Genomic DNA, 25,131 nt, shown 5'->3' on the forward strand with positions numbered 1-25,131 from the left:
CAACCTCCAGGTTTACGCCTGGCGCCGCCAGCTTAACGTCATGGAGACGGAGTCGGCATAGCGCAGGGCGTGAAGTTTATCGATCTCAACTTCAGCATAAGTGACCCAGTGATGTTCGCGTGCGATATCGAGCACATCCTGAGTTAATTTTTCCAGCAGAGAGAAGCGGTTATTCTCAACGTACTGGATGATGTTTTTGGTTATTGTGCGGTAGTTCAGCGCGTCGTTGATGTCTTCGCTGGCCCGCGCTTTGTCTGCGGGGTAGTGAATTACCACGTTAATGACAATATCCTGACGGTTGGCGATCTCTTCCTCTTTGATGCCGATGAAGGTACGCAGGCGTAAATTTTTTATGCGAATAATAGCGTCTGGCTGTGACATTGCAGGTCTTCTCCGTGTCAGTATTTCCTGCCCATAATACATGAGAGCTTCACAGGCACCCAGCCTCATACCGGGTTAAATTTGCTGGATTTTTTGCATCGCCCGCTCGGTCGCCGGGCGGGTCCGGATGCGCTCAAACCAGTTGTTCACCGCCGGGTAAGCGGCCAGGTCAATGCGGTGTTTTTCATGCGTATTCACCCACGGCCAGCAGGCGATATCGGCAATACTGTAATGATCGCCCCCGAGCCACGGCGTTTTCTTCAGCCGACGGTTCAGAACGTCATAGAGCCGTTGAGTCTCAACCTGATAGCGTTCTATCGCGTAAGGAATAGGCTGCGGGGCGTAAGCGGTAAAATGATGATTTTGTCCCAGCATGGGGCCCAGCCCGCTTGCCTGCCAGAAAAGCCATTGCAGGGTATGGTGACGCTCGCGCAGTTCGCCGCTCAGCAGCTTGCCGGTTTTCTCCGCCAGATAGAGCAAAATTTCACCGGATTCAAACAGGCTCAATGGTCTGCCCCCGTCCGCCGGCTGGTTATCAATGATGGCCGGGATTTTATTATTCGGCGAGATAGCCAGAAAGAGAGGGCTGAACTGTTCGCCTTTGCTGATATCCACGCGAATGATCCTGTAATCCAGCTCGGCTTCTTCAAGAAAGAGGGTGATCTTATGGCCGTTTGGGGTAGGGGCGTAATAAAGGTCGATCATTCTCAACTCCTGTCCATGCGAATAGTGGTGCCATGACAAATGAGTATAGGTGTTTGTTGTAAATCGTGAGTTTTCATCAAGTGACAGCGACGCAAAGAGATTATATGTTGAGTAAAAACCCGATCAGCCGATGAGGATGTTATGAACCAGCCCGTAATCACGTTGTGGTCCGATGCGAATTTCTTTTCTCCCTATGTTATGAGCGTATACGTTGCGCTGGCCGAAAAAGGACTCACCTTTACGCTGAAGACCGTTGATCTCGACGGCGGTGAACATCTCAAACCACAGTGGCAGGGTTACGACCTGACCCGACGCGTGCCGGTGCTGGAGATTGATGGATTTGCCCTGAGCGAATCGTCGGCGATCGATGAGTATCTGGAAGATCGGTTCGCCCCCCCGGAGTGGGAACGTATCTATCCTCACGATCTGCAAAAGCGCGCGCGGGCGCGGCAGATCCAGGCGTGGCTGCGTAGCGATCTGGTGCCGATTCGCGTCGAACGCTCGACGGACGTCGTGTTTGCCGGGGTGAAAAAGCCGGCGCTGAGCGCAGAAGGTGTAGAAAGCGCGAAGAAACTGATTGAAACCGCCACCACGCTGCTTGCCCATGGCAACCCGAATCTTTTTGGCGAGTGGTGCATTGCCGACGCCGATCTGGCGTTGATGTTAAACCGCCTGATCCTCAACGGTGATGAGGTGCCGCAGCTGCTGGTGGATTATGCTGCGTTTCAGTGGCAGCGTGCCTCCGTGCAGCGCTATGTGGCACTCTCGGCTAAGCGCGCGGGCTGATAAGCCCAGACGCTTAAGGTATGATGGGGGCAGTCTGTTTTCCCGAGGAGTGACTGATGAAACTGATGTTTGCGTCGGATATCCATGGATCGCTGCCCGCAACCGAGCGTGTCCTTTCCCTGTTTGCACAAAGCGGTGCGCAGTGGCTGATTATTTTGGGCGACGTGCTGAATCATGGCCCTCGCAACGCGCTGCCGGAGGGCTATGACCCTGCGCGGGTCGTGGAAAAACTCAACCCGTATGCCTCGCGCATCATCGCCGTTCACGGCAACTGTGACAGCGAAGTGGACCAGATGCTGCTGCATTTTCCCATTACCGCGCCGTGGCAGCAGGTGCTGCTCGAACAACACCGCCTGTTCCTGACCCACGGACATCTTTTCAGCCCGGATAATCTCCCGGCTCTCGCGGCTGGCGATGTCCTGGTTTACGGTCATACTCATATTCCGGTTGCGGAAAAACGCGGTGAGATTTATCACTTTAATCCGGGCTCGGTTAGCATCCCAAAAGGCGGATATCCTGCGAGCTACGGCATGCTGGAAGGAAATACCCTGAGCGTTATCGCACTTAATGATCAGCAAGTTATTGCGCAGGTAGCGATTAATCCGTAAGTTACACCTCAACTGCAAACGCGCCGAAAGAGCGCTTAGAAGAGAAGGTTTCCCGATGGTGGAGCAGAGTCATTTGGCAAGTACAGAGTGGGTTGACATTGTCAGCGAAGAGAATGAAGTGATCGCGCAGGCCAGTCGCGAACAAATGCGTGCGGAGCGTCTGCGTCACCGTGCAACGTACATCGTTGTGCATGACGGTATGGGCAAAATTCTGGTCCAGCGCCGTACGGACACCAAAGATTTTCTCCCAGGGATGCTGGATGCCACTGCAGGCGGGGTTGTCCAGGCAGATGAAGTGCTGCTGGATTCCGCGCGTCGAGAAGCAGAAGAAGAGCTAGGTATCGCCGGTGTGCCGTTTGCCGAGCACGGTCAGTTCTATTTCGAAGACGAAAACTGTCGCGTCTGGGGCGGGCTGTTTAGCTGCGTTTCTCACGGCCCGTTTGCCCTGCAGGAAGAAGAGGTGAGTGAAGTCTGCTGGATGACGCCGGAAGAAATTACCGCGCGTTGCGACGAGTTTACGCCGGATTCGTTAAAAGCGCTGGCGCTGTGGATGACCCGCAACGCCAAAAACGAATCGACCAAATCAGAGAAAGAGGAAGAGGCTGAGTAAGCTTCAGCAACTCTCTCTCAGACACAGACTGGACGCGATGGGCTTTTGATCGCGCCAGTCACCGTCATTCAGACGCTCCAGCAACGCTTTCCCGGCTTCAATTCCAATCTTACGATGCGGCACCGCCATCGTCGTCAGCGGCGGCTGACAGACGCGGCTCACGTCGCTATCGCCAAAGCCTACCACTGCCAGATCGTCCGGCACCTTGATTCGCCTGCGCTGGCACTCATATAGCGCGCCGCAGGCCAGCTCGTCAGAGACGCATACCAGCGCATCCAGCTCCGGCCAGGCCAGCAGGAACTCGGGCAGCTGCGCCGCGCCGGTCGAGAAGCTAGGCGGCATCGCCGCGTTAATGACCCGGTTCGGCGACATATGGTGGCGAAGCATGGCTTTGTACCAGCCCTGAAGGTGCTGCTGGAAAATCCACTGCTCCTGGTTGGCGCACAGCAGGCCAATATTTTGATAGCCGCGCTTAATCACCATTTCCGTGAGTTCATACATGGCCGCCACGTTATCAATCCCGATATTCATATCAATCGGATCGGCGCGCATGGCGCCCATCTCCATCACCGGAATAGAGGCATTTTTCAGCCAGTGGCGAACAGTATCGGTATGTTCAACGCTGAGCAGGATAGCGGCGGCAATGTTCGACGCCAGCAGCGTCTCCAGCAGTTTCTCCTCCTGCTCAAGGCGATGCTGGGATTCTGCCAGCATGATCTGATATCCGGCAGGCTGCAGCACCTGCTGTAGCCCGGCGAACATCTCCGAGCAGCCGGCTTCGGAGAGGTTGGGCACCACCATGGCTATCGTCCATGACGACGCCGAGGCAAGGGCACTGGCGGCAAGATTAGGCATATAACCCAGCTCCTGCACGGCAGCTTCAATTTTTTCTCGTAGTTTATCGGAAACCTGTTCGGGCGTGCGAAGCGCACGGGACACGGTCATCGTGCCCACACCGGCAAGCTGTGCGACATCGGCAAGTGTCACTTTACCAGTACTGCGCCGTTTTCGGGTTAGAGACATACACCTTCCTGCTGACCAGACGCGTTCTTATTTTCCTTCGCTTCACGTGACAGGCAGTATACGCCTTAAATCCCTTTTTTTGCTGTGATTTAGCACCGTGATTGCAATTTGATAGCGCTATCACATTTTTGCATGTTAACTATTGGTAGCGCTATCTTTGTGATCGCGATCGCAGTCATCCAGCGATGTGTTGAATAAAGTTTGCTCATCTTTAGCGTGTAGCGGGAGTGAAAAGTGCTCAAAAAATGGATATATGATACAACCATCACGCTGCAGGATAGCGTGGAAAACTGGCCGCAGGCGCTGGAGCTGTGCGCGAAGCCGCTGCTGGATTTGCAGGTGATTGAGCCTGAATACGTCACGGCCATCATTCAGCAGCACCACACGTTAGGACCTTATTATGTGCTGGCACCAGGGCTGGCGATGCCGCATGCGCGGCCGGAGGAAGGTGCCAAAGGACTGGGGTTGTCGTTATTAAAACTAAAACAGGGCGTCTCGTTTGGTGCCGGTGAGTTTGACCCTGTCGATGTGATTATCATGCTCGCGGCACCGGACAAACATAGCCATATTGAAATGATATCCGCACTCGCGGAATTATTTTCCAGCGACGAGGATATGGAGAAACTGCATCAGGCGAATACGCGGGAGGAAATTAAAACAATTATTAACCGCTTCTGATTTAATTCTGTAATCCGGTTTTTCACAACATTACGCGTCAGCGTGATGGGGCGTACTCTACTCAAAATAAGGGGATAACAATGAAAATCATGGCTATTTGCGGTTCTGGCCTGGGCAGCAGTTTTATGGTCGAAATGAATATAAAAAAGGTGCTCAAAAAGCTGGAGATTGAGGCTGAGGTTGAACATTCCGATCTCTCCTCGGCCACGCCAGGCGCGGCCGACCTGTTCGTGATGGCAAAAGACATTGCGGCCAGCGCCAGCGTGCCGGAAAGCCAGCTGGTGGTGATCAACAACATCATCGACATCAACGAACTTGAAGCGCAGCTGCGCGCCTGGTTCGAAAGACAATAACCCTGATAAGGCGAGGTGGATATGTTTATCCTTGAAACGCTGAATTTCGTTGTTGATATTTTAAAAGTCCCTTCGGTGCTGGTCGGTTTAATTGCGCTTATTGGTCTGGTTGCGCAGAAAAAAGCGTTTTCGGACGTGGTGAAAGGAACCATTAAAACTATTCTGGGCTTTATTGTGCTGGGCGGCGGCGCCACTGTGCTGGTCGGGTCATTAAATCCGCTAGGCGGTATGTTCGAACACGCCTTTACGATTCAGGGCATTATTCCAAACAATGAAGCGATTGTCTCCATTGCGCTGGAAAAATACGGTGCAGCGACCGCGCTGATTATGGCCTTCGGCATGGTGGCGAATATTATCGTCGCGCGCTTTACTCGCCTGAAGTACATCTTCCTGACCGGGCACCACACGTTTTACATGGCGTGCATGATTGGCGTGATCCTGACGGTGGCGGGCTTTGAAGGCGTAGGACTGGTCTTTACAGGCTCGCTGATCCTCGGCCTGATCATGGCTTTCTTCCCGGCGATTGCGCAGCGCTACATGAAGCGCATTACCGGCAACGATGAGATTGCCTTCGGCCACTTCGGCACGCTGGGCTACGTGCTTTCAGGCTGGATTGGCAGCAAGGTCGGCAAAGGCTCCCGCTCAACCGAAGAGATGAACCTGCCGAAGAATCTGAGCTTCCTGCGCGACAGTTCGATCTCCATCTCCCTGACCATGATGATTATCTACCTGATCATGGCTGTGAGCGCCGGGCGCGAGTACGTCGAGGCTACCTTCAGCGCCGGCCAGAACTACCTCGTCTACGCCATCATCATGGCAATCACCTTTGCGGCGGGGGGGTTCATTATCCTGCAGGGCGTACGCCTGATTCTGGCAGAAATCGTCCCGGCCTTTACCGGCTTCTCGGAGAAACTGGTGCCGAACGCGCGTCCTGCGCTGGACTGCCCGGTGGTGTACCCCTATGCGCCAAACGCGGTGCTGATTGGTTTCCTGTTTAGCTTCCTCGGCGGGATTGTGGGGTTGTTCATCTGCGGTCAGTTCAGCTGGGTGCTAATCCTCCCGGGCGTGGTGCCGCACTTCTTCACCGGCGCAACCGCTGGCGTGTTCGGTAATGCCACCGGCGGACGTCGCGGGGCGATGATTGGTGCGTTTGCCAACGGTCTGCTGATTACCTTCCTGCCGGTCCTATTGCTGCCGGTACTGGGCGCCATTGGTTTTGCCAACACCACCTTCTCGGACGCCGACTTCGGCGCGGTCGGGATTGTCCTCGGCAACCTGGCGCGCTTCCTGTCGCCGCTGGCCATCACCGGGCTGGTCGTGGCGCTGTTCGCGCTGCTGGTGGCGTACAACGTCTTCGCGAAAAACAAACCTGCGGGCGGTAACGCGCAGGAAAACACCGGAGCCAAATCATGAATGAGAAAGAGATAACCGAACTCGCGCGTCAGATCCGCCTTGAGACGCTGAAGTCGCTGACGCAGCTGGGCTTTGGCCACTACGGCGGCAGCATGTCGGTGGTTGAAACGCTGGCCGTACTCTACGGCGCGGTGATGAAAATCGACCCGGCGGATCCGGACTGGCCGGAGCGAGACTATTTTGTCCTGTCGAAAGGCCATGCGGGCCCGGCGCTCTACAGCACGCTGGCAATCAAGGGCTATTTCCCGGTGGAAGAGCTAAGCACGCTGAACCAGAACGGCACGCGCCTGCCGAGCCACCCGGACCGCCTGAAAACGCGTGGCGTAGATGCTACTACCGGTTCGCTGGGACAGGGGATTTCCATCGCCGGCGGTATGGCGCTGTCGCACAGGCTGGCCGGGCGACCGAATCGGGTCTTCTGTATCGTCGGCGACGGCGAGCTGAACGAGGGGCAGTGCTGGGAAGCATTCCAGTTTATTGCCCACCATCGCCTGAACAACCTGACGGTATTTGTCGACTGGAACAAACAGCAGCTCGACGGCGAGCTGGACGAGATCATCAGCGCGTTCGACCTGGAGGGCAAATTCCGCGCCTTTGGCTTTGACGTGGTGACGGTGAAGGGGGACGACATTCCTGCGCTGCTGGAGGTGACGTCCCGGGTGCCTGCCGCGGACGCTCGCCCGCGGGTGGTGATCCTCGACAGCATCAAAGGCCAGGGGGTGCCGTATCTGGAGCAGCTCAGCAATTCGCACCACCTGCGATTGACCGCGGAGAGCAAAGCGGCCCTCAACGAGACGATTCGCCAACTGGAGGCTTCACATGATTAAGGTTGCACCGGCAGGACAGAAAGACGCCGTTGAGATGCGTAAGGTCTACGCTGGCTTCGTGGCAAAACAGATTGAGGCCGGAAGTGACATCATTGCGCTCGAAGCAGATCTGATGAGCTCGATGGCGATGGACGGCGTAGCGCGCGATTATCCGCAGCACGTGATTAACTGCGGCATTATGGAGGCCAACGTCATCGGCACGGCGGCGGGGCTGTCGCTTACCGGACGCAAGCCGTTCGTTCACACCTTCACCGCCTTTGCCAGCCGCCGCTGTTTTGACCAGCTGTTTATGTCTCTGGACTATCAGCGAAACAACGTGAAGGTGATTGCTTCAGACGCGGGCGTGACGGCCTGCCACAACGGCGGAACGCATATGTCGTTTGAGGATATGGGCATCGTGCGCGGTCTGGCGCATTCGGTGGTGCTGGAGATGACCGACGCGGTGATGTTCGAGGACGTGTTGCGACAGCTTATCGATCTCGACGGTTTCTACTGGGTGCGGACCATCCGTAAGCAGGCACCGAGCGTGTATGCGCCTGGCTCAACCTTCACCATTGGCAAAGGCAACGTGCTGCGCGAAGGAACCGATATTACCCTGATTGCCAACGGCATCATGGTGTCGGAAGCGCTGGAAGCCGCGCGCCAGCTTGAGCAGGAGGGCGTCAGCGCGGCGGTCATCGACATGTTTACCCTGAAGCCCATTGACCGGATGCTGGTGAAAAACTACGCCGAGAAAACCGGGCGCATCGTCACCTGTGAAAACCACAGCATTCACAACGGCCTCGGGTCGGCGGTGGCGGAAGTGCTGGCGGAAACCTGCCCGGTGCCGATGCGGCGGGTGGGCGTTAAGGAGCGTTATGGCCAGGTGGGGACGCAGGATTTTCTGCAGAAAGAGTATGGCCTGACGGCACATGACATTGTATCGGCGGCGCGCGAGCTGCTGTAAATAAAAAAGGCGACCGGTTAAGTGGTCGCCTTTCTTGCCCGGTAAGCGCTAGCGCCACCGGGCTTTTTAACATTACTGCTGCTGCGAAGACTGGATAGCCGTCAGCGCGATGGTGTAAACGATATCGTCTACCAGTGCGCCACGAGACAGGTCGTTCACAGGTTTGCGCATGCCCTGCAGCATCGGCCCGATGGAGATCAGGTCGGCAGAACGCTGCACCGCTTTGTAGGTGGTGTTACCGGTGTTCAGATCCGGGAAGATGAACACGGTAGCGCGGCCTGCAACCGGCGAGTTCGGCGCTTTAGATTTCGCAACGTCAGCCATTACGGCGGCGTCGTACTGCAGCGGGCCGTCGATCATCAGGTCAGGACGTTTTTCCTGTGCCAGACGGGTCGCTTCACGCACTTTCTCTACGTCGCTACCTGCACCAGAGGTACCGGTGGAGTAGGAGAGCATCGCCACGCGCGGTTCGATACCGAAGGCAATCGCGGAGTCCGCGGACTGGATAGCGATTTCTGCCAGCTGTTCTGCGGTTGGATCCGGATTGATCGCGCAGTCGCCGTAAACGTAAACCTGTTCAGGCAGCAGCATGAAGAACACGGAAGAAACCAGAGAGCTGCCTGGCGCGGTTTTGATCAGCTGCAGCGGTGGACGGATGGTGTTCGCCGTGGTGTGAACCGCACCGGAAACCAGACCGTCAACTTCGTCCTGCTCCAGCATCAGCGTGCCCAGCACAACGTTGTCTTCCAGCTGCTCGCGCGCAACGGCTTCGGTCATGCCTTTGCTCTTACGCAGCTCTACCAGACGGGCAACGTAGCTTTCGCGAACCACTTCCGGGTCAACGATTTCAATGCCTGCGCCCAGCTCAACGCCCTGAGAGGCCGCCACGCGGTTGATCTCATCCGGGTTACCCAGCAGCACACAGGTCGCGATGCCGCGCTCTGCACAGATAGCCGCTGCTTTAACGGTACGTGGTTCATCGCCTTCTGGCAGAACAACGCGTTTGCCCGCTTTGCGCGCCAGCTCGGTCAGCTGGTAACGGAATGCTGGAGGAGACAGACGACGGCTGCGCTCGGAGGTCGCAGTCAGGGATTCGATCCAGTCTGCGTTGATGTAGCCCGCAACGTATTCCTGAACTTTCTCGATACGCTCGTGGTCATCAACCGGCACTTCCAGGTTGAAGCTCTGCAGGCTCAGGGAGGTCTGCCAGGTGTTGGTGTTCACCATGAAGACCGGCAGGCCGGTAGCGAACGCGCGTTCGCACAGCTTGCTGACGCGCGGGTCCATCTCGTAGGCACCGGTCAGCAGGATCGCACCGATTTCCACACCGTTCATCGCAGCCAGGCAGGCTGCAACCAGCACGTCAGGACGGTCTGCGGAGGTCACCAGCAGGGAACCTGCGCGGAAGTGTTCCAGCATGTGCGGAATGCTACGCGCACAGAAGGTCACGGACTTCACGCGGCGGGTGTTGATGTCGCCTTCGTTAACGATGGTGGCGTTCAGGTGACGCGCCATGTCGATTGCACGGGTGGCAATCAGATCGAAGCTCCATGGCACCGCGCCCAGAACTGGAAGCGGGCTGGATTCCTGCAGCTTAGCCGGGTCAACTTTGATGACTTTCGCTTTGGAAGAGTCGTCGAAGATCTCGGACAGGTCAGGGCGAGTACGGCCCTGCTCATCCACTGGCGCGTTCAGCTTGTTGACGATCACGCCGGTGATGTTGGTGTTTTTCGCGCCGCCGAAGCTGCTGCGCGTCAGCTCGATACGCTCGTTCAGCTGCTCTGGGGTGTCGGTGCCCTGAGACATCACGAAAACGATCTCTGCGTTCAGGGTTTTCGCAATTTCAAAGTTCAGAGACTGAGCAAACTGATGTTTGCGGGTTGGAACCAGACCTTCTACCAGCACCACTTCCGCGTCTTGCGCGTTAGCATGGTAGTTGGCGATGATCTCTTCCATCAGCACATCTTTCTGGTTGCTGGAGAGGAGAGATTCAACGTGGCTCATCTTCAGCGGTTCGGCCGCTGGCAGATTGGAATTTTTGCGCACGATGGTGGTGGTCTGGTCTGGCGCATCGCCACCGGCACGTGGCTGGGCGATTGGCTTAAAGACGCTCAGACGAACGCCTTTGCGTTCCATAGCACGGATAACGCCAAGGCTGACGCTGGTCAGGCCGACGCTGGTTCCGGTAGGGATCAGCATAATAGTACGGGACACGGTTTATCCTCTTTCGTTCCCGCCGCAATTGGGCGGGTTACAAAACAGCACCGCCAGCATTGCTGGCGGTGTGGAATCAGGCAGTCAGGCGGTGCGCGTCTTGCGCGATGACCAGCTCTTCGTTAGTTGGGATTACGAGAGCAGGGCGGGTGCCTTCTTTGTTGATGAAGCCAGACTTGCCGAAGCGGGCAGCCAGGTTACGCTCGTGATCAACCTCAAAGCCCAGAACGCCCAGTTTGCCCAGGGACAGTTCACGAACCATTGCCGCGTTCTCACCGATACCACCAGTGAAGATAACCGCGTCCAGACGGCCTTCCATCAGCGCAGTGTAAGAGCCGATGTACTTCGCCAGACGGTGGCAGTAAACGTCCATTGCACGTTTAGCGTCTTCTTTCTCTGCGTAGTTGTCTTCAACGTAACGGCAGTCGCTGGTGACTTCGGTCAGACCCAGCAGGCCAGACTCTTTGGTCAGCATTTTGTTGATCTGGTCAACGCTCATGCCCAGGGTGTCATGCAGGTGGAAGATGATTGCCGGGTCGATGTCACCGGAACGGGTACCCATCACCAGACCTTCCAGCGGGGTCAGACCCATGGAAGTATCAACACATTTACCGTTGCGGATAGCCGAAACAGAACCACCGTTGCCCAGGTGGCAGGTGATGATGTTCAGTTCTTCAACCGGCTTGTTCAGGACTTTTGCGGCTTCCTGAGTCACATAGAAGTGGCTGGTGCCGTGCGCGCCGTAACGACGTACGCCGTGTTCTTTGTAGAGGCTGTATGGCAGGGCATAGAGGTAAGACTCTTCCGGCATGGTCTGATGGAACGCGGTGTCGAACACGGCCACGTTTTTGTCTTTCAGATTCGGGAAGGATTTCAGTGCTTCAGCGATACCGATCAGGTGAGCCGGGTTGTGCAGCGGTGCGAAGGACGCAGAGTCCTTGATGCCCTGGATCACAGATTCGTCGATCACCACGGAGCTGGTGTATTTTTCGCCGCCGTGGACGATACGGTGACCAATCGCAGTCAGCTGAGCAGACAGTTCTGGTTTTTGTGCCAGAATAGTGTTAACGATAAAGTTCAGCGCTTCACTGTGAGCGGCGCCTGCACCTAAAGCCGCTTCTTGTTTGCTGCCGTCCATCTTCCACTTGATACGTGCTTCAGGCAGATGGAAACATTCGGCCAAACCAGAGAGGTATTCGTCACCGTTGAGCGCATCGATGATGGCGAATTTCAGTGAGGAGCTACCGCAGTTCAGAACCAGTACTAACTTACTCGACATGGAAGTACCTATTATTGATACGTGGCTAAAAAAACGTCAGTGAGTCTAACAGCGTAACGCATGATGACTCGGACATTTATGATTAACATCATGCCAAACGAACATTGTGGCATGATGGAAGAAATAACTATGATTTTATGCCATTTTGCACAATTTTCAGCCAATGGCATAATATGCAATAATTTGACGAGCTAATGATTCTCGTCTATGGCCCTATCAGGCTGGCACAGGATACCCGATACGGGGTAGAGATGACAAAATATTTTGAACGTTGTCATAGCTTGTTGTGGTTTTGCACGAAAATTTTAATTTTTATATGTGAAGTTGAGGTACAGCCATGTCGACACCAGAGAACCCGTCCGTAAATTTCTTCAGTCTGTTTCGTCGGGGACAGCATTACGCAAAGACGTGGCCAATGGAAAAGCGCCTTGCGCCGATGTTTATTGAGAATCGCACCATCCGCGCCACGCGTTATGCGATTCGCTTTATGCCGCCTGTCGCTGTCTTTACGCTGTGCTGGCAGATTGCGCTGGGTGGGCAGCTTGGACCTGCCGTCGCCACGGCGCTCTTCGCATTAAGCCTGCCGATGCAAGGCCTGTGGTGGTTAGGTAAACGGTCCATCACGCCACTTCCACCTTCTATTTTACACTGGTTTTATGAAGTGCGCGGTAAGCTGGAAGAGGCCGGTCAGGCGCTCGCCCCGGTTGAAGGCAAGCCGGATTACCAGGCGCTGGCGGACACGTTAAAGCGTGCTTTTAAGCAACTGGATAAAACATTCCTCGATGATTTGTGATTGATCATCGAAACGACGACGAAAAGAAGGCACAGTAACAATCAGTTACCGTGTCTTTTTTTTAAGTGCAATGCGCTACAGGAGTCGAAAGATGGAAATGACCCATGCTCAACGTCTGATTTTGTCTAACCAGTACAAGATGATGACTATGCTTGATCCCGATAACGCTGCGCGCTACAGCCGCCTGCAAACCATCGTCGAACGCGGCTTTGGTTTGCAAATGCGTGAACTGGACCGCGAGTTTGGCGAGCTGAAAGAAGAAACCTGCCGCATCGTGATCGACATTATGGAGATGTATCACGCTCTGCACGTGTCATGGACGAATCTCAAAGATCGGCAGTCGATTGACGAGCGCCGCGTGACCTTTTTAGGCTTTGATGCCGCAACGGAAGCGCGTTATCTGAGCTATGTTCGTTTTATGGTGAATACGGAAGGGCGTTATACCCACTTTGACGCGGGCACCCACGGCTTCAACGCGCAGACCCCGATGTGGGATAAGTATCAGCGCATGCTGAGCGCGTGGCATGCCTGTCCGCGTCAGTACCATTTAAGCAGCAACGAAATTCAACAAATCATTAATGCCTGACGGAGGTGCGTGTGCAGTGTAGAGGTTTTCTGTTTGATCTGGACGGTACGCTGGTGGACTCGCTGCCGGTTGTGGAGCGTTCATGGTGCCATTGGGCTGACAGACATGGCATCGACCATCAGGACGTGTTGAATTTTATCCATGGCAAACAGGCCATTACCTCGCTACGGCACTTCCTGGCCGGACGCACTGAGGACGAAATTCAGGCGGAGTTCAAATACCTGGAGCATATTGAAGCCACCGATACTGACGGTATCACCGCATTACCGGGCGCGCGCGAACTGCTTGAGCATTTGAACGAGGCGCAGATCCCGTGGGCTATCGTCACCTCCGGTTCCGTACCGGTTGCCCACGCCCGACACAAGGCGGCAGGGTTGCCGACGCCTGACGTGTTTATTACGGCGGAGCGCGTGAAGCGGGGTAAACCGGAGCCTGATGCATTTTTACTGGGCGCTGAACTGCTGGGCCTCGACCCGGCAGAGTGCGTGGTGGTGGAAGATGCGGCGGCTGGCGTACTGGCCGGGCTGAACGCAGGGAGCCACGTCATCGCTGTTAACGTTCCGGCGGGATCTCCCCGCCTGGAGGAGGCAGATTTGGTGCTCGATTCACTGACGGCACTGGCTGTTTCGAAAGCCTCTGATGGTGTTGTAACCGTCTCGCTAAAAATGTAAACCCATGATATAGCCCCACGCTGATGGGGCTTTTTTATGGCAAAATTTCTCATCTCCCACTGACAAGGACATGTTGTGAACGGTGAACTGATTTGGGTCCTGAGCCTGCTTTTAATCGCCATCCTTCTTTTTGCAACGGGCAAGGTACGCATGGACGCCGTCGCCCTGTTTGTCATCGTCGCGTTTGTGCTGAGCGGTACGCTCACGCTGCCGGAAGCCTTCTCTGGGTTTAGCGATCCCAACGTTATCCTGATTGCAGCCCTGTTTATTATTGGTGATGGGCTGGTGCGCACCGGCGTGGCGACCATTGTGGGGTCGTGGCTAGTGAAAGTGGCGGGCAGCAGCGAAACCAAAATGTTAATCTACCTGATGGTGACCGTCGCCGGGCTGGGAGCGTTTATGAGCTCCACGGGCGTGGTCGCCATCTTTATCCCGGTGGTGCTGAGCGTTTCCATGCGGATGCAGAGCTCGCCGTCGCGCCTGATGATGCCCCTGAGTTTCGCCGGTTTGATCAGCGGAATGATGACGCTGGTGGCAACGCCGCCGAACCTGGTCGTCAACAGCGAGCTGATCCGGGAAGGATTTGAGGGCTTCAGTTTTTTCAGCGTCACCCCGCTTGGGCTGGTTATTCTTGTAATGGGCGTGGTCTACATGCTGCTGACCCGTTTTGCCCTTAAAGGTGAAAGACAGGACAAAAATAAAGAAGGATGGAAGCGACGCACCTTCCGCGATTTGATTAAAGAGTACCGCCTTGCCGGGCGCGCGCGCCGTCTGGCTATTCGCCCCGGCTCGCCGATGGTGGGACAGCGGCTGGATGACCTGAAGCTGCGTGAGCGGTATGGCGCGAACGTGATCGGCGTAGAGCGCTGGCGTCGTTTTCGTCGGGTGATCGTCAACGTCAACGGGGTGTCGGAATTCCGCGCGCGGGACGTCCTGCTGATTGATATGTCCACCGCCGATGTGGACCTGCGCGAGTTCTGCAGCGAACAGCTGCTGGAGCCGATGGTGCTGCGCGGGGAGTATTTCTCCGATCAGGCGCTGGATGTCGGCATGGCCGAAGTATCGCTCATCCCTGAATCGGAGCTGTTGGGCAAAACCGTGCGGGAAATGGGGTTCCGAACCCGCTATGGCCTGAACGTCGTGGGGCTGAAGCGCGATGGCGTAGCGATAGAAGGGGCGGTGGTGGATGAGCCGATCCTGCTGGGCGATATCTTCCTGGTTGTCGGTAACTGGAAGCTGATTAGCCAGCTAGGGCAAAAAGGACGCGATTTTGTGGTGCTCAACATGCCTGTTGAGGAGAGCGACGCGTCGCCTGCGCACAGCCAGGCGCCCCACGCGATTTTTTGTCTGGTGCTGATGGTGGCGCTGATGCTGACCGATGAGATCCCCAATCCGGTCGCCGCAATTATCGCCTGCCTGTTGATGGGCAAATTCCGCTGCATTGACGCCGAAAGCGCTTATAAAGCCATTCACTGGCCGAGCATTATTCTCATCGTCGGGATGATGCCTTTCGCCCTGGCGTTGCAAAAAACCGGTGGCGTGGATCTGATCGTTAAAGGCTTAATGGACGTCGGCGGCGGGTATGGGCCGTACATGATGATGGTCTGCCTGTTTATCATGTGCGCCACCATCGGTCTGTTTATCTCCAACACCGCGACGGCGGTACTGATGGCGCCTATCGCGCTGGCGATGGCAAAGTCCATGGGCGTATCGCCGTACCCGTTTGCGATGATGGTCGCAATGGCTGCTTCCGCGGCATTTATGACGCCGGTCTCTTCACCGGTGAACACGCTGGTGCTCGGGCCCGGGAACTATAAGTTCAGCGATTTCGTGAAGCTGGGCGTGCCGTTCACCGTGCTGGTGATGGTGGTGTGCGTGGTATTGATACCTGTCCTGTTCCCGTTTTAAGCGTGAGCGCAGAAACGTAGGCCGGGTAAGGCGAAGCCGCCACCCGGCGAAAAATTACAACGGCGAATCCTGGCTGATCTCATCCAACGATAAATGGAAGCTCGGTACGAACACCTGCATAAAATAATCCATCTCTTCGCTGCGGCGGGATTCCAGCGTTTTTTCCAGGCGCGTTTTTGCCAGTAAAAATTCGTTATTCCCTGCGGACAACTCTTCGAGACACTTCAGATAGGCGCAGAGCGCGTCGGCCTGTTTGACCAGCGACTTTTCATCTTCCGTGTACTGATGCTCATCGATGAGCGGCTCAAAGATGTCGCGCAACTCATCCGGCACCATGTCGATCAGCTTCTGCTGGGCAATCTTCTCGATGGCCTTATATTCCTGCGCAATTTGCGAGTTGAAATATTTCACCGGAGTAGGCAGGTCGCCGGTCAGCACTTCTGACGCATCGTGGTACATCGCCAGCAGGGCGATGCGCTCTGCATTAACCTGACCGTTGAATTTGCGGTTTTTAATGGCGGCCAGCGCGTGAGCGACCATGGCAACCTGCAGGCTGTGCTCTGACACGTTCTCTGTGCGCACGTTGCGCATCAGCGGCCAGCGGTTGATGAGTTTCAGGCGGGAGAGGTGGGCAAAGAAATGACTCTGACTCATAGGATACCTTTTGTCTTCACTGCGACAGGCGTTCATTGTGCGGGGAGGGGAGGGAAGATGCAAATCAGGCTACCGAAGTAGCCTGATTTTAAGATTACTGATGGTAACCAGAGAGGAAGCGACCAAAGCGGCTGATGGCCATTTCGAGGTCATCTTCGCGCGGCAGCGTCACGATGCGCACATGATCCGGCCACGGCCAGTTAAACGCCGTGCCCTGGACCAGCAGCACTTTTTCCTGCAGCAGGAAATCAAGCACCATTTTCTGATCATCGTGAATATTGAAGCGCTTCGCGTCAATTTTCGGGAACATATAGAGCGCCCCGTTCGGCTTCACGCAGGAAACCCCCGGAATATCGTTGATCAGCTCCCACGCGCGGTTACGCTGTTCGTAAAGGCGTCCACCGGGCACGATGAACTCGCTAATGCTCTGATAACCACCCAGCGCCGTCTGGATTGCGTGCTGCGCCGGAACGTTGGCACATAAACGCATGGAGGCCAGCATCTCCAGCCCTTCAATATAGCCTTTGGCGTGCTTTTTCGGACCGTTTAATACCATCCAGCCCTGACGGAAACCGGCCACGCGGTAGGTTTTAGACAGGCCGTTAAAGGTGACGGTCAGCAGATCCGGGGCCAGCGCTGCGATTGAGTGGTGCTGTGCCGCGTCGTACAGGATCTTGTCGTAAATTTCGTCGGCAAAGATGATCAGGTTGTGCTGGCGGGCGAGCTCGACTATCTCCATCAGCAGCTCTTTTGAGTATACCGCGCCCGTTGGATTGTTCGGGTTAATGATCACGATGCCGCGCGTGCGGGGCGTGATTTTTGCGCGAATATCATCGAGGTCCGGGAACCAGTCGGAGGACTCGTCGCAAAGATAGTGCACGGCCTTACCGCTGGACAGGGATACTGCAGCCGTCCACAGCGGATAGTCCGGTGCGGGAACCAGCATTTCGTCCCCGCTGTTCAGCAGTGCCTGCATCGCCTGCACGATCAGTTCGGAGACGCCGTTGCCAATATAAATATCTTCAACGGTAACATCACGCATGCCGCGTGCCTGGTAATGCTGCATGATGGCTTTACGTGCGGAGTAAAGTCCTTTTGAATCGCAATAGCCTTGTGCAGTAGGAAGGTTGCGGATCACATCAACCAGAATTTCATCCGGCGCTTCAAAACCAAATGGCGCAGGGTTACCAATGTTGAGTTTCAGAACCTTGTTGCCCTCTTCTTCAAGGCGTTTTGCCTCTTTCAGAACCGGGCCGCGGATGTCATAACAGACGTTATCTAGCTTGCTGGATTTTTCGATAGGGGACATGAACCTTTAACCTTTTCGCTATTATTGCCGCTCCCTGCCGTGGAAGTCAGCACGGAATAATGTACTCCCCCCTCGCTTCGTTTTGAAGGGTGTGCAGTAGAAGATTTTGTGCCGGCAGCAAAAAAATGATAAATCTTTTTCGCTGCACATTCGCTTTTATACTGGCTTAAAGTTGCACTTACGGTGCCAGGATGGGTCGAATGTGCTATTAATTTGTCAAAATCCTGTATATTGTGCTGAATAAAATAAGTGGTGAGCCGGACGACGGTAGCAATCACCCTGAGTGACTTTTCGTAAATCCTGAATGCTTGAGGAATGTTCCTGTAAAAGCATAATGTGGCTAAAAGTTACTCATGTGAAATTAATGTTAAGTGCCATTAATGAATGGTCTTAATCTAAATTAAAATTTATTTATTATTAACCTATAAAATGCAACTTTAGTTAATTTTAATAAAATTAGTTTAGAAGCTTAACATTCTTCTTTAATCCTCAATATTGCAATAAGACTTATAAATAAAGTGGATTTGGGTTAAGATGTCTTACAGGAAAGCAGGGGGCAGATACACGGCTTTTGTATATCTGTAACTGATTTTCCGAATTAATTGATTGTTATTGTTGGAGTTATCTCTGGCTGGAATGTGTCGAACATCTCCTGCTACGTTGACAGCGCTGCGATAAAGATGGCAGAAAAGGTGTTATACCTTTAATGTAATTTACATAAACCTGCGAACATCTAAATATCCTGAACGTTTAAGAGAATAAAAATAACGTCATGAAACGTGCTTTCTGACTGTTGATATAAAGCAGCACAATAACTATCTGTCAGGCAGTCTGCCGGGCCGGGATGCGAGGGAAAACCTTCAGAGGGAATTGCTTAACTGTTACACACAGCTTCAACCCGGGCAGCTCCGCACGAGCAACCTGAAAGTGAATAGATATGATAAATGCAAATCGTCCGATAATGAATCTCGACCTCGATCTGCTGAGAACGTTTGTTGCGGTCGCCGATCTCAACACTTTTGCAGCAGCTGCTGCCGCCGTTTGCCGAACTCAGTCCGCCGTCAGCCAGCAAATGCAGCGGCTGGAGCAACTGGTTGGTAAAGAGCTTTTTGCGCGTCATGGGCGTAATAAGCTCTTAACGGAACACGGTATTCAGCTTCTGGGTTATGCCAGGAAAATTCTTCGCTTTAATGATGAAGCATGTATGTCATTAATGTTTAGCAACCTACAAGGGGTGCTAACGTTAGGCGCATCTGATGAGTCAGCGGATACAATATTGCCGTTTCTTCTCAATCGTATCAGTTCGGTTTATCCGAAGCTTGCACTGGACGTTAGCGTAAAGCGTAATGCTTTTATGGTTGAGATGTTAAATGAGAATAAAGTCGACCTGGTGGTGACTACGCATCGTCCCGGGCAGTTTGATTGCCTGACGCTGCGTACATCGCCTACGCACTGGTATTGCGCAGCCGAATACGTGCTGCAAAAAGGGGAACCGGTGCCACTGGTCTTACTGGATGACCCGAGCCCGTTCCGCGATATGGTGCTCACGGCGCTGAATGAGGCCAACATTCCGTGGCGTCTGGCGTATGTGGCTTCCACGTTGCCAGCGGTCCGTGCAGCCGTGAAGGCCGGTCTGGGTGTAACGGCGCGTCCGGTAGAGATGATGAGCCCCGATCTGCGCGTTCTGGGAAAATCCGATGGCCTGCCTGCGCTGCCGGATACGGAATATCTGCTCTGCCACAATTCGTCCAGCCATAACGAGCTGGCAAAGGTGGTGTTCGACGCGATGGAAAACTACCATAACCCGTGGCAGTTCGAGCGCGTTACCTCCGAAGGGGGGGATGATTCCCTGATCGTTGAAGGGGATTTTGAGTGATCGCCAGCTCAAAATTCTGGTAACAAAATGTAAGTGTAAAAAAAAGCCACTCGTGTGATTTTCGCATGCAGTGGCTTTTTTTTAGCAATAATATCCGCTTATAGCATATGGATTTTCAGGATACTCTCTATTTATCAATCAGCTAAATGATTTTGCTTACATATTGTCCGTTTTCCGTTCTAACTTCATCCATATCCCTCTCATGTTAAAAAAACAGGAAATATGTTGCCGTTTTCCTGGTTAAATTAACAAAAGCGTGTCACAGATCAAGAAAATACTCCTATTTGGGGGGAGGAATCGTTGGCAAATCCTGTCAAAATAGGAGGGTTATTTTTTTTACTTCCGAAACGGACACGATTCAACAACATACATTTGACGGAAAGTCATGCACCCACCAGGGTTAAAGGGCACCAAATGTTAATGAGAATCGCTCGATGTAATTTAATGTGAAGAAACCTTTGTTAAAGTTGACAATAGGTTATAGAAAGGAGTAAAAAACCCCATCATTTTGCTGTCTACGTCTCATTTCTGACAGTTAGTGTAAGGTTATTTGTTCCTCCCCATGAATCGATGTGATGCCCATCTGCCAGCAAGAGCAGTGTCGTTGGTATCACTTTTGATGAGTAAGCAATGAGTATGTCAACATCCACAGAAGTCATCGCTCATCACTGGGCATTCGCAATCTTTCTTATTGTAGCCATTGGCCTGTGCTGCCTGATGTTAGTCGGCGGCTGGTTCCTGGGCGGTCGCGCCCGTGCAAGGCACAAAAACACACCTTTCGAATCAGGTATTGATTCAGTAGGTTCCGCTCGCTTACGCCTGTCTGCCAAGTTCTATCTGGTAGCCATGTTCTTCGTCATCTTCGACGTGGAAGCGCTTTACCTTTTCGCATGGTCAACGTCCATCCGCGAAAGTGGTTGGGTGGGCTTTGTCGAGGCCGCAATTTTCATTTTAGTGCTACTGGCCGGTCTGGTTTATCTGGTGCGTATTGGCGCGCTTGACTGGACGCCTGCGCGTTCACGTCGTGAACACATCAACCCGGAAAACAGTATCTCTAATCGTCAGCAGTAACAGCGAGGCAATAAGATGGATTATACGCTCACCCGCATAGATCCTAACGGTGAGAATGACCGTTACCCCCTGCAAAAACAGGAGATCGTAACCGACCCCCTGGAGCAAGAAGTCAATAAAAGCGTGTACATGGGCAAGCTCGAACATGCCATGCACGATATGGTCAACTGGGGTCGTAAGAACTCCATCTGGCCTTATAACTTTGGCCTTTCTTGCTGCTACGTTGAAATGGTGACGTCATTCACTGCGGTGCATGACGTTGCGCGTTTTGGGGCAGAGGTACTGCGTGCTTCCCCACGTCAGGCTGACCTGATGGTGGTAGCCGGTACGTGCTTTACCAAAATGGCACCTGTTATTCAGCGTCTTTATGACCAGATGCTGGAGCCTAAATGGGTTATCTCCATGGGGGCATGTGCTAACTCTGGCGGTATGTACGACATCTATTCCGTCGTACAGGGCGTAGATAAATTTATCCCAGTAGATGTGTACATCCCGGGTTGCCCGCCACGTCCGGAAGCTTACATGCAGGCATTGATGCTGCTGCAGGAGTCTATCGGTAAAGAACGTCGCCCACTGTCGTGGGTTGTTGGCGATCAGGGTGTGTATCGCGCGAACATGCAGTCTGAGCGCGAGCGTAAACGTGGTGAACGTATTGCCGTCACCAATCTGCGTACGCCTGACGAAATTTAAATTGCGCCTGTAGGCCTGGAGAACACCTTCGCATATCACTACTCAAATAGCGCGAAGCCAGGCTCAACAGTCACCACGGACCATTTGCAATGGTGAACAATATGACCGACTTAACCGCGCAAGAAGCCACCTGGCAGACCCGGGATCATCTGGATGACCCAGTCATTGGCGAACTGCGCAACCGTTTTGGGCCGGATGCCTTTACTGTTCAGGCTACCCGCACCGGGGTACCCGTTGTTTGGGTGAAGCGTGAGCAATTGCTGGAAGTTGTCGATTTCCTCAAGAAATTGCCAAAACCGTACGTCATGCTGTTTGACTTACACGGCATGGATGAACGTCTGCGTACCCACCGCCAGGGGCTCCCTGCTGCGGACTTTTCCGTTTTCTACCACCTGATCTCAATAGACCGTAATACGGATATCATGCTCAAGGTGGCATTGTCTGAAAACGACATGCATTTGCCGACGATCACCAAACTTTTCCCGAACGCCAACTGGTATGAGCGTGAAACCTGGGAAATGTTCGGCATGACCTTCGACGGCCATCCGCACCTGACGCGCATCATGATGCCGCAGACCTGGACCGGCCACCCGCTGCGTAAAGACTACCCGGCACGTGCAACCGAATTCGATCCGTTTGAGCTGACTAAAGCCAAGCAGGATCTGGAGATGGAGGCGCTGACCTTCAAACCGGAAGACTGGGGCATGAAGCGCGGAACCGACAACGAGGACTTCATGTTCCTCAACCTCGGTCCGAACCACCCGTCTGCGCACGGTGCATTCCGTATTATTCTTCAGCTCGATGGCGAAGAGATTGTCGACTGCGTGCCTGACATTGGTTACCACCACCGTGGTGCTGAGAAGATGGGCGAGCGTCAGTCCTGGCACAGCTACATTCCGTATACCGACCGTATCGAGTACCTCGGCGGCTGCGTCAACGAGATGCCATACGTGCTGGCCGTTGAGAAACTGGCGGGTATCGTTACGCCGGATCGCGTTAACGTGATTCGCGTCATGCTGTCAGAACTGTTCCGTATCAACAGCCACCTGCTGTACATCTCCACGTTCATTCAGGACGTCGGCGCGATGACCCCGGTCTTCTTCGCCTTTACCGACCGTCAGAAAATCTACGATCTGGTGGAAGCGATTACCGGTTTCCGTATGCACCCGGCCTGGTTCCGCATCGGCGGTGTGGCGCACGATCTGCCGCGCGGCTGGGACCGTTTGCTGCGTGAGTTCCTCGACTGGATGCCAAAACGTCTGGCGTCTTACGAGAAAGCCGCGCTGCGTAACACCATCCTGAAAGGCCGTTCCCAGGGCGTTGCTGCCTACGGCGCGAAAGAAGCGCTGGAGTGGGGGACAACAGGTGCAGGTCTGCGTGCGACCGGTATTGATTTCGACGTGCGTAAAGCCCGTCCTTACTCTGGCTACGAGAACTTCGACTTTGAAGTCCCGGTGGGCGGCGGTGTTTCCGACTGCTACACCCGCGTGATGCTTAAAGTGGAAGAGCTGCGCCAGAGTCTGCGCATCCTTGAGCAGTGCCTCAACAACATGCCGGAAGGCCCGTTCAAGGCGGATCACCCGCTGACGACGCCGCCGCCGAAAGAGCGCACGCTGCAACATATCGAAACCCTGATCACCCACTTCCTGCAGGTTTCCTGGGGTCCGGTCATGCCGGCGCAAGAATCCTTCCAGATGATTGAAGCGACCAAGGGTATTAACAGTTACTACCTGACCAGTGACGGCAGCACCATGAGCTACCGTACCCGCGTGCGTACGCCGAGCTTTGCGCACCTGCAGCAGATCCCGTCCGCCATCCGCGGCAGTCTGGTCTCCGACCTGATTGTGTATCTGGGTAGTATCGATTTTGTTATGTCAGATGTGGACCGCTAATTATGCACGAGAATCAACAACCACAAACCGAGGCTTTTGAGCTGAGTGAAGCAGAACGTGCCGCCATTGAGCATGAGATGCACCACTACGAAGACCCGCGTGCGGCGTCCATTGAAGCGCTGAAAATCGTACAGAAACAGCGTGGTTGGGTGCCGGACGGGGCGATCTATGAGATCGCGAAAGTGCTGGGTATTCCGGCAAGTGACGTAGAAGGCGTAGCCACGTTCTACAGCCAGATCTTTCGTCAACCGGTTGGCCGCCATGTGATCCGCTACTGTGACAGCGTTGTCTGCCACATCACCGGTTATCAGGGCATTCAGGCTGCGATTGAGAAGAAGCTCAATATCAAGCCGGGCCAGACCACGTTCGATGGACGCTTTACTCTGCTGCCAACCTGCTGCCTGGGTAACTGCGACAAGGGGCCGACCATGATGATTGATGAGGACACTCACAGCCATCTGACGCCGGAAGCGATTCCTGACCTGCTGGAGCAGTACAAATGAAAACTGTAATTCGTACTGCTGAGACGCATCCGCTGACCTGGCGTCTGCGCGATGACAAACAGCCGGTATGGCTCGACGAATACCAGAGCAAAAACGGCTATGCCGGCGCGCGTAAAGCCCTTGGCGGCATGGCGCCGGACGACATCGTTAACGCGGTAAAAGATTCCGGCCTGAAAGGGCGCGGCGGTGCGGGCTTCTCCACCGGTCTGAAGTGGAGCCTGATGCCGAAAGACGAATCCATGAACATCCGTTACCTGCTGTGTAACGCCGATGAAATGGAGCCGGGCACCTATAAAGACCGTCTGCTGATGGAGCAGCTGCCGCACCTGCTGGTGGAAGGCATGCTGATTTCCGCGTTCGCGCTGAAAGCGTACCGCGGCTATATCTTCCTGCGCGGTGAGTACATCGAAGCGGCGGAAAACCTGCGTCGCGCGATTGCCGAAGCCACCGAAGCGGGCCTGTTGGGTAAAAACATCCTGGGCACCGGGTTTGACTTCGAACTGTTCGTGCACACCGGCGCCGGGCGTTATATCTGCGGTGAAGAAACCGCGCTGATTAACTCCCTGGAAGGCCGCCGCGCGAACCCGCGTTCCAAGCCACCGTTCCCGGCAAGCTCCGGCGTATGGGGTAAACCGACCTGCGTAAACAACGTCGAAACCCTGTGTAACGTTCCGGCTATCCTCGCCAACGGCGTGGAGTGGTATCAGGGCATCTCCTCAAGCAAAGATGCCGGTACCAAGCTGATGGGCTTCTCCGGTCGCGTTAAAAATCCTGGCGTCTGGGAGCTGCCGTTCGGTACCACCGCACGTGAAATTCTTGAAGACTACGCTGGCGGCATGCGCGATGGCCTGAAATTCAAAGCCTGGCAGCCGGGTGGGGCAGGGACAGACTTCCTGACCGAAGCCCACCTTGACCTGCCGATGGAATTCGAAAGCATTGGTAAAGCAGGCAGCCGTCTGGGTACGGCGCTGGCGATGGCCGTCGACCACGAGATCGGCATGGTCTCGCTGGTGCGTAACCTGGAAGAGTTCTTCGCCCGCGAGTCCTGCGGCTGGTGCACACCGTGCCGTGATGGTCTGCCGTGGAGCGTGAAGATCCTGCGTGCAATCGAACGTGGCGAAGGCCAGCCTGGCGATATCGAGACGCTTGAGCAACTGTGTCGATTCTTAGGCCCGGGTAAAACCTTCTGTGCCCACGCACCTGGTGCCGTCGAACCTCTGCAGAGCGCGATCAAATATTTCCGCGACGAGTTCGAAGCAGGCATCAAGCAGCCGTTCAGCAATACCCATGCAATCAATGGGATTCAGCCGAACCTGCTTAAAGCGCGCTGGTAACGACAAGAATTTTGATTAACG

The 25,131-nt window shown here is 54.5% G+C and carries 25 protein-coding genes; 18 read left to right on the plus strand and 7 right to left on the minus strand.

The window, feature by feature from the left end:
• Positions 1-12 precede the first annotated feature (12 nt).
• The gene (folX, locus tag F0319_RS05545) at positions 13-381 is read right to left on the minus strand and encodes a dihydroneopterin triphosphate 2'-epimerase (RefSeq protein WP_023312555.1); all 369 of its coding nucleotides are present in this window, start codon (positions 379-381) and stop codon (positions 13-15) included.
• 75 nt (positions 382-456) lie between these two features.
• Positions 457-1,086, minus strand: a complete 630-nt coding sequence (gene yfcG, locus F0319_RS05550; protein WP_023312554.1) for a GSH-dependent disulfide bond oxidoreductase — start codon at positions 1,084-1,086, stop codon at positions 457-459.
• Positions 1,087-1,227: 141 nt separating this feature from the next.
• Here yfcG and yfcF point away from each other — a divergent pair, with 141 nt between their 5' ends.
• From yfcF to yfcD, 3 genes are read left to right on the plus strand one after another with little or no spacing between them, the layout of a single operon-like run.
• Positions 1,228-1,872 (plus strand): glutathione transferase, encoded by a 645-nt coding sequence (gene yfcF / locus F0319_RS05555; RefSeq protein WP_149366437.1) that lies wholly within the window; start codon positions 1,228-1,230, stop codon positions 1,870-1,872.
• Between the two features lie 56 nt (positions 1,873-1,928).
• Positions 1,929-2,480, plus strand: a complete 552-nt coding sequence (gene yfcE / locus F0319_RS05560; RefSeq protein WP_149366438.1) for a phosphodiesterase — start codon at positions 1,929-1,931, stop codon at positions 2,478-2,480.
• A gap of 55 nt (positions 2,481-2,535) precedes the next feature.
• Positions 2,536-3,090, plus strand: coding sequence for an NUDIX hydrolase YfcD (gene yfcD, locus F0319_RS05565; protein WP_032641987.1), 555 nt, complete (start codon positions 2,536-2,538; stop codon positions 3,088-3,090).
• Between the two features lie 3 nt (positions 3,091-3,093).
• On the opposite strand, the gene F0319_RS05570 is transcribed toward yfcD, so the two are convergent.
• Positions 3,094-4,113 carry a LacI family DNA-binding transcriptional regulator gene (locus F0319_RS05570; protein ID WP_029741925.1) on the minus strand — a complete coding sequence of 340 codons (1,020 nt, stop codon included), beginning with the start codon at positions 4,111-4,113 and terminating at the stop codon, positions 3,094-3,096.
• A gap of 234 nt (positions 4,114-4,347) precedes the next feature.
• Between F0319_RS05570 and F0319_RS05575 the strand changes: the two genes are divergently transcribed.
• From F0319_RS05575 to F0319_RS05595, 5 genes are all read left to right on the plus strand, one after another.
• Entirely contained in the window at positions 4,348-4,791 is a 444-nt protein-coding gene (locus F0319_RS05575) for a PTS sugar transporter subunit IIA (RefSeq protein ID WP_111965265.1), read from the plus strand.
• A gap of 80 nt (positions 4,792-4,871) precedes the next feature.
• On the plus strand, positions 4,872-5,144 hold the full coding sequence (locus F0319_RS05580; protein WP_003861447.1) for a PTS sugar transporter subunit IIB: 273 nt from the start codon (positions 4,872-4,874) through the stop codon (positions 5,142-5,144).
• Between the two features lie 21 nt (positions 5,145-5,165).
• The gene (locus F0319_RS05585; protein ID WP_149366439.1) at positions 5,166-6,557 is read left to right on the plus strand and encodes a PTS ascorbate transporter subunit IIC; all 1,392 of its coding nucleotides are present in this window, start codon (positions 5,166-5,168) and stop codon (positions 6,555-6,557) included.
• Positions 6,554-7,384, plus strand: a complete 831-nt coding sequence (locus tag F0319_RS05590) for a transketolase (protein ID WP_111965266.1) — start codon at positions 6,554-6,556, stop codon at positions 7,382-7,384. The genes F0319_RS05585 and F0319_RS05590 overlap by 4 nt, the downstream gene beginning before the upstream one ends.
• Positions 7,377-8,330 (plus strand): transketolase family protein, encoded by a 954-nt coding sequence (locus F0319_RS05595; protein WP_149366440.1) that lies wholly within the window; start codon positions 7,377-7,379, stop codon positions 8,328-8,330. The genes F0319_RS05590 and F0319_RS05595 overlap by 8 nt, the downstream gene beginning before the upstream one ends.
• 72 nt (positions 8,331-8,402) lie before the next feature.
• On the opposite strand, the gene pta is transcribed toward F0319_RS05595, so the two are convergent.
• Both pta and ackA read right to left on the minus strand, forming a co-directional pair.
• Positions 8,403-10,544, minus strand: a complete 2,142-nt coding sequence (gene pta / locus F0319_RS05600) for a phosphate acetyltransferase (RefSeq protein ID WP_047174245.1) — start codon at positions 10,542-10,544, stop codon at positions 8,403-8,405.
• Between the two features lie 76 nt (positions 10,545-10,620).
• Positions 10,621-11,823 carry an acetate kinase gene (ackA, locus tag F0319_RS05605; RefSeq protein ID WP_063145415.1) on the minus strand — a complete coding sequence of 401 codons (1,203 nt, stop codon included), beginning with the start codon at positions 11,821-11,823 and terminating at the stop codon, positions 10,621-10,623.
• 337 nt (positions 11,824-12,160) lie between these two features.
• Between ackA and yfbV the strand changes: the two genes are divergently transcribed.
• The 4 genes from yfbV (at position 12,161) to F0319_RS05625 (ending at position 15,781) form a co-directional block, all read left to right on the plus strand.
• Positions 12,161-12,616, plus strand: coding sequence for a terminus macrodomain insulation protein YfbV (yfbV, locus tag F0319_RS05610; protein WP_023312543.1), 456 nt, complete (start codon positions 12,161-12,163; stop codon positions 12,614-12,616).
• A gap of 91 nt (positions 12,617-12,707) precedes the next feature.
• Positions 12,708-13,202 (plus strand): YfbU family protein, encoded by a 495-nt coding sequence (locus F0319_RS05615; protein WP_023617380.1) that lies wholly within the window; start codon positions 12,708-12,710, stop codon positions 13,200-13,202.
• Positions 13,203-13,213: 11 nt separating this feature from the next.
• Positions 13,214-13,873, plus strand: a complete 660-nt coding sequence (locus tag F0319_RS05620) for a sugar phosphatase (protein ID WP_115875897.1) — start codon at positions 13,214-13,216, stop codon at positions 13,871-13,873.
• Positions 13,874-13,948: 75 nt separating this feature from the next.
• A complete protein-coding gene (locus F0319_RS05625; RefSeq protein ID WP_149366441.1) occupies positions 13,949-15,781 on the plus strand; it encodes an SLC13 family permease in 1,833 nt (610 codons plus the stop codon).
• A 54-nt stretch (positions 15,782-15,835) separates the two neighbouring features.
• On the opposite strand, the gene yfbR is transcribed toward F0319_RS05625, so the two are convergent.
• Complete coding sequence (gene yfbR, locus F0319_RS05630; protein WP_010433329.1) at positions 15,836-16,435, minus strand: 5'-deoxynucleotidase; 600 nt, start codon at positions 16,433-16,435, stop codon at positions 15,836-15,838.
• 94 nt (positions 16,436-16,529) lie between these two features.
• A complete protein-coding gene (gene alaA / locus F0319_RS05635; RefSeq protein ID WP_008500204.1) occupies positions 16,530-17,744 on the minus strand; it encodes an alanine transaminase AlaA in 1,215 nt (404 codons plus the stop codon).
• A 937-nt stretch (positions 17,745-18,681) separates the two neighbouring features.
• Between alaA and lrhA the strand changes: the two genes are divergently transcribed.
• The 6 genes from lrhA (at position 18,682) to nuoF (ending at position 25,110) form a co-directional block, all read left to right on the plus strand.
• Positions 18,682-19,620, plus strand: coding sequence for a transcriptional regulator LrhA (lrhA, locus tag F0319_RS05640; protein WP_111965271.1), 939 nt, complete (start codon positions 18,682-18,684; stop codon positions 19,618-19,620).
• A 630-nt stretch (positions 19,621-20,250) separates the two neighbouring features.
• Entirely contained in the window at positions 20,251-20,691 is a 441-nt protein-coding gene (gene nuoA / locus F0319_RS05645) for an NADH-quinone oxidoreductase subunit NuoA (protein WP_014171000.1), read from the plus strand.
• 15 nt (positions 20,692-20,706) lie between these two features.
• Positions 20,707-21,381 (plus strand): NADH-quinone oxidoreductase subunit NuoB, encoded by a 675-nt coding sequence (gene nuoB / locus F0319_RS05650; protein ID WP_003861482.1) that lies wholly within the window; start codon positions 20,707-20,709, stop codon positions 21,379-21,381.
• Positions 21,382-21,470: 89 nt separating this feature from the next.
• Positions 21,471-23,273 (plus strand): NADH-quinone oxidoreductase subunit C/D, encoded by a 1,803-nt coding sequence (gene nuoC, locus F0319_RS05655; protein ID WP_149366442.1) that lies wholly within the window; start codon positions 21,471-21,473, stop codon positions 23,271-23,273.
• 2 nt (positions 23,274-23,275) lie between these two features.
• The gene (nuoE, locus tag F0319_RS05660; protein ID WP_006176513.1) at positions 23,276-23,776 is read left to right on the plus strand and encodes an NADH-quinone oxidoreductase subunit NuoE; all 501 of its coding nucleotides are present in this window, start codon (positions 23,276-23,278) and stop codon (positions 23,774-23,776) included.
• The gene (gene nuoF / locus F0319_RS05665; RefSeq protein WP_023312536.1) at positions 23,773-25,110 is read left to right on the plus strand and encodes an NADH-quinone oxidoreductase subunit NuoF; all 1,338 of its coding nucleotides are present in this window, start codon (positions 23,773-23,775) and stop codon (positions 25,108-25,110) included. Before nuoE ends, nuoF begins: the two co-directional genes overlap by 4 nt.
• Positions 25,111-25,131 lie beyond the last annotated feature (21 nt).

Origin of the sequence: Enterobacter vonholyi, from assembly GCF_008364555.1 — a bacterium.
Classification (GTDB): domain Bacteria; phylum Pseudomonadota; class Gammaproteobacteria; order Enterobacterales; family Enterobacteriaceae; genus Enterobacter; species Enterobacter vonholyi.